Raw genomic sequence first — 12,994 nt, forward strand, 5'->3', positions numbered from 1 at the left:
CGAAAACGAAAATGCTCCCGAAAATCAGGAGATTCTCAGGCCTTTGCCAGCCGGACGATCTCGTCCAGCACCAGCTTGCGCGATTCCGGCGGCGTCAGGTTGTGATCGGCATCCTGCAGCATAACCACTCGCACATTGGGGTGCCGGGTAAATTTGTGCCCGCGCGGACCGAAGTGGAAATACATGTGGTCGAGACCCACATCGCCTTCACTGTAGATCAGCGTCAGCGGCACCTTGCGCTTGCCGAGCGCGGCAAAGGACTGGCGCACTTGCCGTGCGATATGACGGCGGCCCGGAATGAGTTCGACAAGCGGCGCGATGCGCGGCGAAAGCCGGCGACCGATCGCGATGAAGATGTTCTGCAACGCCGCAAAGACATCGACCTCGCCGCGGAACAGCCGCCTGACCGTGTCGAGCCGCATCATCCGCTGACCGTAGTCGTCGACGCTGCGCGGAACGGAGACGACATGCTCGCGCCGCACCGGCATCTCGGGATCCCAGTAGTAGACGAAGGGATTGATGGAAACGATCGCTTTCAGGCGTTCGTCCTCGATGCCCGCACGCAGGGCCACATAGCCGCCACTGCAGCGACCCGCGACCATGATCGGGCCGGCGACGAAGCTTTCCAAGAGATCCAGCGAGGCGAGCGCATCTTCCGTCTGCGTCGCCGAATAGAGAACCTGTTCCGGCGCATCCGGGCGTGGAACGCTGTCGCCGACATTGGCGGAATCGAAGCGCAGTGAAACGACGCCCTGGCGAGCCAGTTCACGCGCCATATCGACAGTCGTACGACCCCAACCGGCGTGCCGATCATAGGCCGTCGACATGAAGAGCACGGCATTGCCTTTGATCTCGCCCTGCGGGCGACTGATGACGCCGATGAGATGCTGGAATGCGCCGAAACGAACCGGAATTTCCTCAAAACCATCACCCGCGAGCGGCTGGTTTTCGACCATCTGCGGAGAGTGAGTGGCGGATGCTTCTGGCGAGGTCGTCTCGACAAGCCATTCGGCGAGCAGGTCGATGACTGCCATCGGCGTCTTCGCAAAGAGCGGGTTCGTGACCAGCTCGTCATAACCTTCGAAAACGCGCTGCTCGACATTGCCGCCGAGCGCCTTCAGCGCGTCAGCAAACCCCGTATCGTCGACGCGAACCGGGCGTTCGAGGATGAGGTAATTCGGCGCTGCCAGGTCCTGTGGTGAGCTGATATTCAGTTTGCCGATTTCCGCAGCAATTGCGTCGGGCAAAGACAGACCGGCGATCTGGACCTGTGCGCTCGGCGCATGCTCCTTGCTGAGACCAAGGTCGGCATGGATGATGCGCGACCACATGTTGATTTCGCGCAGATGCCCCCTGCCGCTCAGAATAGGCGCAAGCAGCACGACGCTGTCGACGCCCTCGATTGTATGGCCGGTCAGATGAGCAAGCGTGCCACCGAGACCCTGGCCGACAAGAATGATCTGCGAGCAACCACTGAGCGCCTTCAGCTTTCCAGCCGCCGCGCGGATAGAATTCTTCCAGATTTCCAGGCTCGGTGTGTGATCACCAAAATCCAGAGCGTCACCCGTACCCGTATAGTCGAAACGCAGGCTCGGGACGCCGATATCGGCAAAATGCTCTGCCGCCACACGGTAGAATTTCCGCGTGCACATTTCCTCGAAACCCCAGGGACTGACGAAGAGAACGGCAGCCGAACGTTTTGCAACGTCAGCCTTTTCAGGCATGAAGAGACCGATCGTGCCATCGAAGACAACGGGAAGAGCAGCAGCACCGCCGGCGCCTTCTGCCGGTTCGCGCGAGAATTCTTCGTTGACCGGCTTCTTCTGTTCCCCTTCGGGGGTCGGCGCGGTGATGAAATCAACCGCGCGCCTTGCCGGTCCCTTCAACAGCGCCGGGATCTTGTCGAGGATCGAGCGCAGCACCTGGATATCCTCGGCCGGAACGGCACGGAAGACCTTAAGCGCAGCAAAATAGGCAAATGTGCCGGCAATGATCGCGACGACAAGGCCAACAGGCCCCTGGAAGATCTCGAGCGCGGTAATTGCGCCGCAAGCGCACAATACCGCCGCAAGCGTGATTTTCGTAAGGCTGAGATAAAGCCCCGAAAGCTGAGCTCCGAATCCCGTTTGTCTGACCATCATTACCGACATCGCAACAAATACGGCTATGCGCACAAGCGCGGCACCCTCAGCGGCCAGCCTAGGTACGATGAGTAAACAACCCACTACCATCAGGAGGCCACCTATCACACTGATTTTCAACCGTACATTGGCCTTGTCGATCGAAAGCAGGTACAGGCTGAGAACCTGCATCAAAGTGTACGCCGGCGCCACAAGCGCAAGCAGGGCAACAACCCCGCCGCTTCGATCGAAGGCTTCGCCGAATACCACATGCACCAGTTCACTGGAGATCGCGGCAAGCCCGAGGCTCATCGGCAGCACGATATAGGCCATGCTGCGGATGACTGCGGCAAAGGCCTCGACAGGGAATTTCGCATCGGCGCTGGCATGGCGCCGTTCCGAATAATAGGGCAGCAGGCTGCCGCTCATCTGGATGGGAAGCTGCAGCGCGATATTGGCGATGGACAGGCCGGCAGCATAGAAACCAACCATTTCCACCGACCAGAACTGCTGCAGGAAAAGCAGCTCGATACGGTTGAGGAAGATCGAATCGATGATGAATTGCATCGACAGGATGACCGACGATGACGCCAGATATTTGAGCGAGACGCCGCAGCGGTCACGGCGGGTAGAGAGGATCGGCAAGGTCGCGACGAAAAGCACGAACTGGCCGAGCGCATAGCCGACCAGCACGCCCAGCACCCCATAAAAAACCGCGCCGATCGCCACGCCCACTAGCTGGAAGACCGAGACGATCAGCGTCAGCCGAAAGAAGGTGCCGAGCCGCTTCTCGCCGATAAGGTAGAATTTGACGAAGGAGCCGATTGCCTGAACGAAGAAAAGGATACCGGTGACCAGCGCCACCGACGGCGCGGTATCGGCCCAGTGCATCTCCTCCGAGGTCAGGAAGAACATGGCATAGAGCCCCAGCAACACGAGCGTGGAGCAAACCATGAATGTGACGAGGATCGAGGCAAATCCCCTGCGCTGCTCAAGGCTGTAGCCCTGCGCCGAGAGTTGCGGCAGCGTCTTCAGAAGCGTGATGCTGGAGCCGAGTTCGGCAATCGAGGCGCCGGTGACGACGAGCCAGAGCGAGAAGGCAACAATGCCATTGGCCTCAGGTCCGAGCAGGCGTGCGGTTATGATCGAGGAAGCAAACCCCGTCACCAGAAGCAGCATGCCCGCCGCCGCATTCATCATCGAGTTTGCAATAATGCCCTTCGACATCGATCCATCCGTTGCACGCCGCATCGCGGCCAAAAACAAGCCATCTCTAAATTGGAAATGTTAAAATAAAGGGGAGTGACGCCCTCAGCTTAGCTCACCTGCATCGCCGAAAGCCTTGAAAGCGCCTTGTCATAGCTGTGCTCGGCAAGATGGCGCATCAGATAGTCCCTGGCCCCCTCCGCCTTCCGCCTCGCACCATCTGTATCCGAATGGATGCTCTTCAGATGCGCTGCCGCTGCCGCCGGCGAAGGATCGGCCCAGACTGCATCCTTGAGATCGGCAAATTCCGGATGGCTATCGACGACGGGAATGAGCGACGGCTCGACCAGCCAGGTATTATCGGGGTCGCAAAAGTCTGCAGTGCCCGACCAGCCGGTCGAGACGACAGGCGTGCGATGCATAATCGCCTCGGCGACCGTCAGGCCGAAACCCTCGGAACGATGCAGGGAAAGATAGGCGTTGGAATCGCGGATAATGCCGTTGATCTCCGAACTCGTCAGATTGTCGGTAACGATCCTGATATTAGGATCGCCTTCGACGGACTGCATGACTGCTCGAAGCGTCTCGTCCCTTGCCGGATTGCCACTCGCCTTCATCAGGAGAAAGGCATTGGGGCATTCAGCGCTGAACAGCCTGAAGGCCTCGATCGCGCCCTGCGGGTTCTTGCGGTTGATCGAGGAACCGGCACTGAAGATGAACGACACGAAGAAGGCGTCATCGGCGATCCCGAACTTCCGCCGGATGCCTTCAGCCGCCGGCCGCTCGGTTACTGGATGCGGCACGACGATGACAGGTGCGGTCGTATGCGGCGCGATCGCCCGTCGCGTGAATTCCGAGGGAACGAAGACGGCGTTCATATAGTGCATGGCATTGCGCCATTCCGCTGGTACCACTTCGAGCTCCCAGGCCCAGTAGCCGATGTTGAAGGTGCGGGTGAAATTACCGAGCCCCTTCTTCAGGATCGCGCGCGGCAGCATGGGCGGGTTGAGATGCCATATACGGCTTCCCGGCTGACCGTCGGAGAGATTCGCCGGTGCCCATTCCACCAGCTTGCCTTCGTCCGGATGGGTGCTGACGTCAGCAAGCATGATCTCTCGACCCGCCTTCGAGAGCGCGGCAGCGCAAAGCCTTGCGGATTCCCCGACGCCTGCAGCCATCGACAGATAGCCGACGATCTCGACAGGTCGGCGCGGATTGAAGGCAAGGCGCGATTTGACGATGAGGCGCTGCAGCAGATGCCCGCGCACGCTCCGATAGACGCCCCGCAAAGCCTCTTCCACCTGCACTCTGATCGTCATTACCGCTCCCTGGTCCTTAAAGCGCGAAACGGCGCGAGGCGCCGACGCTCCTGATTTCGCCCGTCGGCAGCGCTTCGCTATCGGTGCCCGCAGCGGCAATAAGCTTCACCCGCTTGGCCGGACCCGGCGCCAGATGGAACCAGTCCTCTTCCGCTCGATAGCCTTCGACATCGATGTGCACCGACTGCGCCAGCCTGTCGGTCGCAAGCGTGATGAACCAGTCGTCGCCCTCGCGCATGAAGGACGCTTCGATCGTCGCGTCGTGGAAGGCTTTCGCCCGCCCGCGAGGAAAATGGAAAGCTTGCGCCAGGAGCGCGCCGTCCATCGTCGACCGCAGCCAGCCGACGCTCACATCATGTGACGGCGCGCCAAAACGGAAGGCATAGGCCGCATCGAAGAAGCCGCCGAAAAGGTCGGTGCAGGCGATGCGCTCCACGCTTCTGGGGTCAAGGTTGAAGGCCTTGCTGCCGCTTGCCACCTGCTGGCGCCCATCGCGCAGGCAGGCGACATCGAGTTCGAGAGCGACCACCTTGTCCGTTTCATTGATAACGTGAGCGTAGAGCCCGTTCGTCCCTTCATCAGTGAAGACGACCTGGACAGGACGGAAGGCGCGGCGCATTGCGTACCAGACGGGCTTCGGCTCGCCGGTGGAATCGATCACGCCCCAGCCAGCCCCTGGCAACAGATCCTGCAGGGTCCAGACGAGCGCGCCATTGCAGGACGATCCCTTGCGCCGCCATTCGGCAAAGGTTTCCTCCAGCACCTCACCCGTCACAGCACGCGAAAGATCGAGATAGCGTTCAGGGTCTTCGCGGCGGAGCCTGGCCGGGTCGAGATCGTAAAGAAGCCCGAGATAGAAATCGCGCACATCCTCGAAATCCCAGGAGGCACCGCGGTCGCGCGGGACCCGCTCTTTCCAGAGCGGACTGTGAACCGAGGGCACATCGAGATGCCGCTGGAGGATCCTCTGCTGCGGCACATGGGCAAATGCCAGGCTCTCAGCCGCGAAACGGACCTCGGCACGTCGCGCATCATCGAGCGGCCGCATATAGGCTCCGACGCCGTAATAGTGCGTAACGCCGGCGTTCGGCGAAAAGGGCATCGCTCCGCCATAGGGCGAATTCGGCACATAGGGGACATCCGGGCGCATGCGCTGGCAGATTGCCGGGATGATCTCGTCGGTGATCGGCCCGCTCCAGAAATCCGAGGGGAGGCCGAACATCGCGGCCTGCTGGTGGATTTCACTGCCGCCGCAGAGCACGGCAAGCGAGGGCGAGAGCTGCACCCCGTGCAGGAATTCCTCCACCTCGGCATGCACATGGCCGATAAACGCCTTGTCATTCTTCGGATAGTCGAAATTGGCGAACATGAAGTCCTGCCAGACCAACAGGCCGAGCTCGTCGCAGAGCGCAAAGAAATCAGGTGTCTCGTAGGCCATGGTTCCGCCGATACGGATCATGTTCATGCCGGCCTCGGCCGCAAGCCGCAGGAAGGGTTCGTAATCGGCCCGCTCGCCCGGCAGCCGTGCAATATCGGCTGTCGTCCACACCGCGCCCCGGCAGAAGACCCGCTCGCCATTGACGAGAAGCGCGAAATCGCTGCCATCAGCGCCATGGTTGGCCTCGATCCGCCGGAAACCCGTTTTGCCCAGCGAGTGTTCTTCGCCGTCGAGGATCAGCGTCACGTCATAGAGATGCGGCGCACCATGCGTGCGCGGCCACCATGCCTCGACTTCGGGCAGTTTGAGGATCGCCGAATAATGCCGGTCGCCGATCTTCTCAAAACCCTGTTCGACGCCAGCGCAGCGCAACAGCATCACAGGCTCTTCGCCATCGGTATAAAGGGAAACGCTGAGCCGCCCCGCCCGGTTTTCCTCCAGCATGGCGCGTACCGAGACATTGTCGACCGCAGCCACTCCTCGCCGCACGAGCGAAATCGGACGCCATGGCCCCACGGCATGGATCTCCGGACACCAGCCGGGCATATGCCCGAGCAACGTGTTGCGGACATTCTTCAGCCCCTGCGGCGTAATCATCTGCGGCCGCCAGCGAGCACGCGGTCCGGGTTCCGCAAGGCGAGGGCCAAGCGCCCGGAAGCAGAGCGCCAGTTCATCACCGCCTGTCAGCGTCACCGGCATTTCGTGCGCAGTAAACATGCTCTCGGAAGAGAGGATTTCCTGGCCGTTGAGGAAAACATGGCAGATCGTCGCCAGCCCTTCAAAACGCAGGATCGCCTCGCCCGGCTCCGTATCGAACAGGCGGGTCAGATACCAGGCGTCCTTGGTGTTCAGAGCCCGCGGATTTTCGCGGTCGAAGAGACCAGCCCTTTCGAGCGCGGCCGCGACCGTGCCCGGAACGGGCGCTGGAATGAACTGTGCGGAAAGGTGAATATCATGGGGTGTCGCGCAGGCATCAGGCTCGGTCAGAACCAGATTCCACCCTTCGGAAAGCAAGCTTTCCTCAGCCCCGATGCTTGCTAACCGCCCCCGCATGGTCAGATCTCCGGCTTCAGACTCGCTCCACGAGCGATGCCATCATCGAATCCCATGCATCGGCTGCCGGATCAAGTGCCGCTTTCAATGGCTCGAACTTGTGGCGGGTGACCGCGCGGGCAAGCTGGAACTGAACTGACTTCGCCACTTCCGAGATGCGGCGCGCCTCCTCAGCGGCAACACCAAACTCGCCGGCTGAGAGCCAGGTCAGATGATCGGCAGCAAGTTCGAAATTCGCACCCACCTGCCGCAGTGTGTTGAAGGCATATTTGTGGAAGAAGCCGAAGGGCCGATCGGCCACTGCTTCGACCTGCAGCGGAAAGACCTCGGCAAAAGCGCGGATCGGGTTGGCGCTCGGGCGGCGACGAAAATGGAAAGCAAGGAGACGCCGGGAAACCTCGCGCAGATGCGCTTCGCCAGCCGGGCGTTCCGGGAACTTGACGAATTCCGTATAGGGCAGGAACGGCGCATCCTCGTCCGTCAGATGAGATTGGAACAGCCCGTCGAAATCCTCGCCTTCGATGCGGAAATAACCGGCATTGTGGAAGTAGTCGACGCGCTTGCCGGCAAAATCCAGCCGGTTGATCGCGACCGTGGTCTTGCCGTGCTCCTGCCGGTAGGCGGTGCCGCGCGTATCCGGCATGTAGAAGGAATCCATTTCGATGAGGCAGAGCCGCCCGCGGGCGATCTGCACCTCGGCATGCCGCTCGATACGGTCGTAGATCGCAAGCTCGGTGGCGCGGATGCCGTAGAGCGCTTCGAGATCCTCCAACGGCACCTTGAAGAAGGTGAACTGGTCGCCCTCGAAATCCTGCGTCAGCGTGAAACCGAGCATGGCTTCCGGCGCAACGCCGAAGGTCGAGAGAACCTCGATCCAGAGATCGATATAGCAATTGGTCTCCGGCCACATGCGCTCGTTGGAATGCAGCGCATGCGGCTTGTAGGCATCAGGGTCGATACCCGCAAAGACCGATGTCATCGTGCCGCTCAGCCCCACAGGACTTTCCGCACACTTGCCGGCCATTCCTTGACGTCAAGACCGTGGTGATGGAAGAGCGCGAGCGCGATGCGCTCCAGGCCGAAGCCGACGCAGGCGGTATGGGCGACGCTGCCGTCTTCGAGGTTCAGGCCCCACTTCACGCCGAAGGAGTCCTGATGGTAGTTGAAGCTCATGCAGGCCGTCGGATTTGCCGCCGATGTGATCGGGATCAACAGTTCGAACTTCAGGTTCTGGTCACGCTGGTTATTGACCATCATTTTGCCGGCACGGCCGAAAAAGGGGTCGTTGGCAACGTCGATCGTAACGTCGAGCCCGACCTGCTTCATCATTTCAAGGCCGCGATCCATCCAGCTCTGTCGGAAATCGGTCACATGTTGCTCGGTGCCCATGCAGACATATTCGCGCATGCGAAAGAGCTGCTGGCGAGCCGGATCCTTGGAAGGCTCATGGCGGAAACAATACGATTGCAGATCGAAGAGGCCGCCCTTGGCAGGCAGGTTGCCGCGCTTGGCAACAGTCGGATAGAGCGGATAGCAGGCTGCCGGCGTCAGCACGATATCGGTCGCCTTCTGGTCCTTCGTCCAGTCCTCGCCGACTTCCATGCACTGCAACAGGCTCATATGGTCGAGCTCGCTGCCGCAGAAGCTGTGCACCGTGCCGGCGAGCTGCGGAAAGCTCTTCATGTACCCGCTCTTTTCGAAGAGTGCGCGGTTCATGCCAGGCGGAAAACGCATCGCCTCGGCGCCATCGGCGCCGCCGAACTTATCGATCAGCCGTTCAAAGGCGGCGATAACGTCTTCGAACTGACCACTGCGGCCGTAAAGACCGTCAACGCCGGTATCGATCAGCAGACCGGACTCGAAGAGCCGGTCCAGAAACGAGGTCTGCATATCCATGGCTTTACCCCAGTAGGCTAGTGTCCTGCTTATGGACAAGAAGCATGCTCGACGTATTGCCGAGGATGCGGTCGTTCGAGATCATGAGTTGCGCGGAATGGGCATCGCGCAGATGGCGTCCGAGGCTGAAGGGCGTACCGTTCTTGTAGCCCATGATGCCGCAGATCAGCATGGTATGATTGACGATTTCCAGGATCGTTTCGGAAGAAGCGATCTTCACGTTGTTCATTGCAACGGCAAAACCCATCGAAGAAAGCTTGTCGCCGTCAGCCTTGGCGTCTTCATAGGCCTTGAGGCCGGCAACGACGTTCGACTTCACCATCTGCAGAAGGTTGGAGACCTCTGCGAGACGAAGCGCGCCGGGCGGCGTGGCATCGGGAGACTTGCGGGCGGCGGCACGCACGAATGCTTGAGCGCGGGAAACGGCGTCAACCGCGATGCCGTACCAGACACCGCTCCAGAGCAGGTGTGAAGATGCCAGCATCGACTGCGCAGCGATTTCAGCAAAAGGCTTCGGCAGGATCTGTACAGCCGGCGCCTCGCCCTTGAAGAGGAAGCCGTCGGAGCAGGTACCGCGCATGCCGAGCGTGTTCCAGACATGCGTCTTTTCGATCGTGTACTGGTCTTTCAGGAAAGCTGTCAGCACCTGATCGGAAGACGCGGCCTGCGAATGGCTGCGCGAGGTGATGAGAATGGCATCGGCATGCGAACCGTAGGAAATGACGGTTGCGTCCTTTTCCAGCCGGCAGGTATCACCGTCGATTTCGATCGCGCAGATGCTGTTGCGCAGATTGCCGCCGATCCCGCCCTCGGTGGTGGCGGAGGCGATGAGGAGCTGTTCGGCGACTATGCGGCGCATGAAGGCGCTATGCCATTCGCTGTCGACGCCATGTTCGACAAGGCTCGAAAGCTTGATCTGGTGCATGGCGAAGACCATCGCGCTTGCCGCGCAGGCCTGACCGAGCACCGAGCACAATTCGGCAATATCGGTAATGGAAGCGGCTTCGCCACCGAGATGACGGGGAATCTGGATGCCGAACAGACGCTCGGCCTTCATCGCGTTTACCGCTTCCTGCGGGAACCGGCCCTCAAAATCGACGGCATCCGCATGCCTTGCCGCAATTTCGGCGACGCGGGCAGCCCTTGCGACGAGGCTGTCTTCCGTGATCTTGACCGGGAAGTTCATCAGGCGACCTTTCGGCTATCCTGGATGAGATCGACCGTCTTGGCGATCGCTGAAATGCTGGAAAAGGACTTGCGGTTCAGGAGATTATCCGGAAATTCGATGTCGAATGCCTCTTCGATGCCGAGCATGAGCTGCACCGAGGCAAAGGACGTCAGACCCGCGGTGTAGAGATCCGCATCATCGGCAACCTGATCAATCGAAACAGGAAGCTTACCGAATTTGGCTACGAGGTCGCGGATTGTCTTGTTCATCCCATTAACTCCAGATTTTCATGATCCTGAGCCGGCATTCATCGCCTTTTCATGGGAGTGCTTTTAGTGCGGAAAACAGAACATTCCGCTAATGTTATTAGTTAAATATAACTATCGCCCATACTTGGCATTTTACAAATCATGCCGGGCTGGTGCCTAATACTTAATTTCTATCAATAGTTTGATATAGTTTAAGCAGAGCGGCCGCAACTGGCGGCGGCTGTGCCGAGTGCAGAAATGGTACGCCAAACGCGCACTTTTGCGTTAACCGGCAGGCGGATAGGAATGCTCGCCACCGCGATAATCCGAGATCGAGTAACAGCCCTCCCCGGTCGTCTTCACGGCGCTCTCGCCGATTACCGCCTTGCCGTAACCGCCGGGAATATCGAGAATATAGGTAGGCTGGCAGAGCCCGGAGATACGGCCGCGAAGCGAGGCGACGATCTTCTGCCCCTCCTCTATCGACAGCCGGAAATGGCTGGTGCCAGGCGCAAGATCCGGATGATGCAGATAATAGGGTTTCACACGCGTCTCGACAAAGGCCCGCATCAATTCCGCCAGGATATCAGGATCATCGTTGACACCCCTCAGGAGCACCGACTGGCTGACCATGACGATGCCGGCATCCACCAGCCGGGCGCAGGCGGCGCGTGCTTCCGCCGTCAGTTCCCGCGGATGGTTGGCGTGAAGCGCGACATAGACAGTCTTGCCACTCGCTTTCAGCGCCGCGATCAGCTCTGCATCGATCTTTTGCGGATCGACGGCGGGCACGCGCGTATGGAAGCGCACGATCTTCACGTGCTCGATCTCTGCAAGCCGGCTGAGAATCTCACCAAGACGCCGCGGTGAAAGCACCAGCGGATCGCCGCCCGTCAGGATCACTTCCCAGATTTCGCCATGCCCGCGGATATAGTCGAAGGCGGCAGTGAGCGCCGCTGCATCGAGAGTGCCGAGCCCCTGCGGCCCGACCATCTCCCGCCGGAAACAGAAGCGGCAATAGACCGGGCAGACATGCACGGCCTTCAGCAGCACGCGGTCGGGATAGCGATGCACGATGCCCTCGACCGGGCTGTGGGCATGATCGCCTATGGGATCAGCCCGTTCCTCCGGCGTGGTGACGAGCTCCGCTGCATCGGGCACGAATTGCCGGGCAATCGGGTCAGCCGGATCGGCATGATCGATCAGCCGCGCCATAGCGGGCGTCAGCGTGAGGGCATAACGCGTGGCAACCTCGTCGAGCGCCAGCCGTTCGGCTTCTTCGATCAGCCCGGCCCTGACAAGATCGTCCACGCTCTTGATCGGACGCATGATATTCATCGGCCGTACTCCGCGACCGGCGCCCAGAGCACCTGATCGATCCGCGACGCACCCGTCGCCAGCATCGCCAGACGGTCGAAGCCGAGCGCGATGCCGCTTGCTTCCGGCATGATCGCCAGCGCGGCCAGAAAATCCTCGTCGAGCGGATAGGTCTCGCCATAGACCCGCATCTTCTCCGCCATCTCGATCTCGAAACGACGCCGCTGCTCGGCGGCATTGGTCAATTCGCCAAAGCCGTTGGCAAGCTCGACGCCGCAAGCATAAAGTTCGAACCGCTCCGCCACGCGGGGATCGCGCGCCGACGGCCGCGCAAGCGCGGCTTCGGAAACCGGATATTCATCGAGAATAGTGACGCGGCCGAAGCCGAGATGCGGTTCGACCTTCTCCACCAGCACCCGGCTGAAAAGATCGGCCCAATGGTCGTCATCGGCAACGCGCATGCCGACCCGCCCCATTTCGGCAGCGAGATGTTCGCGATCGGTCGAGCCGTCAGCAGACACAGAAGCCAGAAGATCGATGCCGGCGTGGCGCCCGAACGCTTCTGCAACGCTGAGACGCTCCGGCCCGGCGAAGGGATCGCACTCGGCGCCACGATAGGTGAGCGTTGTGGTTCCAATCGTTTCGGCGGCGAGCGCCAGCATGCGCACGCAATCCATCATCAGGCTCTCATAGCTTTCGCCCGCACGATACCATTCGAGCATGGTGAACTCAGGATGATGGAGCGGCCCACGCTCGCGGTTGCGATAGACATGTGCGAAGCAGACGATGCGTTCTTCACCAGCGGCCAAGAGCTTCTTGCAGGCAAATTCCGGCGACGTGTGCAGGTAGAAGGGTGCAGCCTGTCCATCTGTCGTCAGGGCCTGTGTGGCAAAGGCATGCAGATGCGCCTCATTGCCCGGAGAGACCTGCAGCGTGGCGGTATCGACCTCAATGAAATCCTCACGCGCGAAGTAGCCGCGCAACGCTGCCTGGATCGCGTTGCGCCCCATGAGGAACGGACGGCGATCGGCGTGTACGGCGGGGGTCCACCAGGGAGACGCTTTGGCGCTCGTGAGGTTCATTCAGCGCTTTCCTCGCCGGATTCAGCCGGTATGGGGGTGGCTATTTCTGCGATTTTAGGTTAGTGCGCCCCGAAAGAAAAACATTTTGCGTCTTCAGGGCCATTCCGACTGTCCTCTACGACGCCGAAAGCCGACTTACAAGGAAGT

At 60.4% G+C, this 12,994-nt stretch carries 9 protein-coding genes; all 9 read right to left on the reverse strand.

Translation table 11 applies throughout. The annotated features are described in order from the left end of the window. Positions 1-35 precede the first annotated feature (35 nt). Positions 36-3,347: an oligosaccharide flippase family protein gene (locus AC1DUP_RS19665; RefSeq protein ID WP_477833912.1), complete on the reverse strand. Its 3,312-nt coding sequence runs from the start codon at positions 3,345-3,347 to the stop codon at positions 36-38. 89 nt (positions 3,348-3,436) lie between these two features. Further along, entirely contained in the window at positions 3,437-4,615 is a 1,179-nt protein-coding gene (locus tag AC1DUP_RS19670) for a glycosyltransferase family 4 protein (RefSeq protein WP_477833954.1), read from the reverse strand. Positions 4,616-4,661: 46 nt separating this feature from the next. Then, complete coding sequence (locus AC1DUP_RS19675) at positions 4,662-7,136, reverse strand: glycoside hydrolase family 2 protein (protein WP_477833914.1); 2,475 nt, start codon at positions 7,134-7,136, stop codon at positions 4,662-4,664. A 16-nt stretch (positions 7,137-7,152) separates the two neighbouring features. Then, positions 7,153-8,133, reverse strand: coding sequence for a DUF1839 family protein (locus AC1DUP_RS19680; protein ID WP_477833916.1), 981 nt, complete (start codon positions 8,131-8,133; stop codon positions 7,153-7,155). Then, positions 8,124-9,032, reverse strand: coding sequence for an amino acid--[acyl-carrier-protein] ligase (locus AC1DUP_RS19685; protein ID WP_113299561.1), 909 nt, complete (start codon positions 9,030-9,032; stop codon positions 8,124-8,126). Before AC1DUP_RS19685 ends, AC1DUP_RS19680 begins: the two co-directional genes overlap by 10 nt. A gap of 4 nt (positions 9,033-9,036) precedes the next feature. Continuing rightward, positions 9,037-10,218, reverse strand: a complete 1,182-nt coding sequence (locus AC1DUP_RS19690; RefSeq protein WP_113308664.1) for an acyl-CoA dehydrogenase family protein — start codon at positions 10,216-10,218, stop codon at positions 9,037-9,039. Further along, complete coding sequence (locus AC1DUP_RS19695) at positions 10,218-10,469, reverse strand: acyl carrier protein (protein WP_113299559.1); 252 nt, start codon at positions 10,467-10,469, stop codon at positions 10,218-10,220. The genes AC1DUP_RS19690 and AC1DUP_RS19695 overlap by 1 nt, the downstream gene beginning before the upstream one ends. A gap of 264 nt (positions 10,470-10,733) precedes the next feature. After that, a complete protein-coding gene (locus AC1DUP_RS19700) occupies positions 10,734-11,786 on the reverse strand; it encodes a lysine-2,3-aminomutase-like protein (protein WP_477833919.1) in 1,053 nt (350 codons plus the stop codon). Beyond that, complete coding sequence (gene epmA / locus AC1DUP_RS19705; RefSeq protein ID WP_477833921.1) at positions 11,783-12,847, reverse strand: EF-P lysine aminoacylase EpmA; 1,065 nt, start codon at positions 12,845-12,847, stop codon at positions 11,783-11,785. Before epmA ends, AC1DUP_RS19700 begins: the two co-directional genes overlap by 4 nt. Between the last annotated feature and the right edge of the window lie 147 nt (positions 12,848-12,994).

This window comes from Rhizobium sp. 01L419, from assembly GCF_056400025.1.